Consider the following 1,043-nt stretch of genomic DNA (forward strand, 5'->3'; position numbering starts at 1 on the left):
GTATATTTGGTTGTGCAACAAGCACATCGTATTGGCAATAGTGCGGAGTTATCGCAAGTTTAACTAGTTTAGATGTTACGAAGTTTAATTTACAATAAGTAAGTTTCCGCATTTTAGCCGCACCATCGCCAATACGCAAAACGTTATCTGCAATTATGAAACAACGAATCGCCATAATAATTTCAGCCATTTTTCTAGTTTCTTGTAACAAAGGAAAATCAAAACTGAATCAAGAAAATATTACCAATTCTAAAACTGAAAATTCTTGTAAATGTTTTGATGGAATTGGCTCTTCAAAAAATGATGAACCTATATTAACTTACACATTTGAAAATAATAAATCTGTTAGTGTTTGTGGATTTGTAGATAAAGAAATGCAAGAACAAGGAATCATTATATCCGAATTCAATATTTTTGATTGCGAAACCGGAAAATCATTTGCAGAATATGGCGCCTTAAAAATTTGCAAAATTGTTGAAAATAAAAACGAACTCAAGATACTTGAATTGAGATATTTACCAATTGGAAAGGATTGGAATTGGGAATTAATCGAAATTGGAGAACAGACAATTAAACCAATTGAAAATCAGTTAAAAACTTCAGAATTAAAACCTAAAATCCAAAATTTCGCAATAGATAAAAAACAAGCAGATGAATTTTTGAATTCATTAAAACCAAATGAAGGGTTTAATTCGGACTGGGAATTAATTATCGGAAAATTGGAAGCGCTTTCAACTATTGGAAATGAAAAAGCGTGGAATATTTTAAAAGATTTAGAAAACTTTACAGGTCAAAAATTTGATGGTGCTTTAGCAGAAACTTGGAAAGAATCTGTTGAAAGTGTAAAATGGATAAGAAAAATATAACTGCAGATAACATTGGTAGCTGTTGCACAACCCTAATTTTCCAATAATAGTTTTCAAAACTCAACCAAAACCACCTCTTTTTAAGCGATTTAAAGGAGGTTTTTATTTTTGCTGGTGAAAGTTTCCGGAATTTGGCGTGGGCTTAAATGAAGGATATGGGAGTCGTGGGAAAGAAGT

General features: G+C 31.4%; 2 protein-coding genes. One reads left to right on the forward strand and one right to left on the reverse strand.

Annotated features, from left to right (window positions below; translation table 11 throughout):
• On the reverse strand, nucleotides 1-190 hold a 190-nt coding region (locus tag ACM44_RS15645; RefSeq protein WP_206540207.1), incomplete at its 3' end, for a hypothetical protein.
• On the opposite strand from ACM44_RS15645, the gene ACM44_RS14775 reads away from it, so the two are divergent.
• Nucleotides 156-866 carry a hypothetical protein gene (locus ACM44_RS14775; protein ID WP_048500834.1) on the forward strand — a complete coding sequence of 237 codons (711 nt, stop codon included), beginning with the start codon at nucleotides 156-158 and terminating at the stop codon, nucleotides 864-866. The two genes, ACM44_RS15645 and ACM44_RS14775, sit on opposite strands and share 35 nt — an antisense overlap.
• Nucleotides 867-1,043: the final 177 nt, after the last annotated feature.

The sequence above is a fragment of the Chryseobacterium koreense CCUG 49689 genome (assembly GCF_001045435.1).
Taxonomy (GTDB): Bacteria; Bacteroidota; Bacteroidia; order Flavobacteriales; family Weeksellaceae; genus Kaistella; species Kaistella koreensis.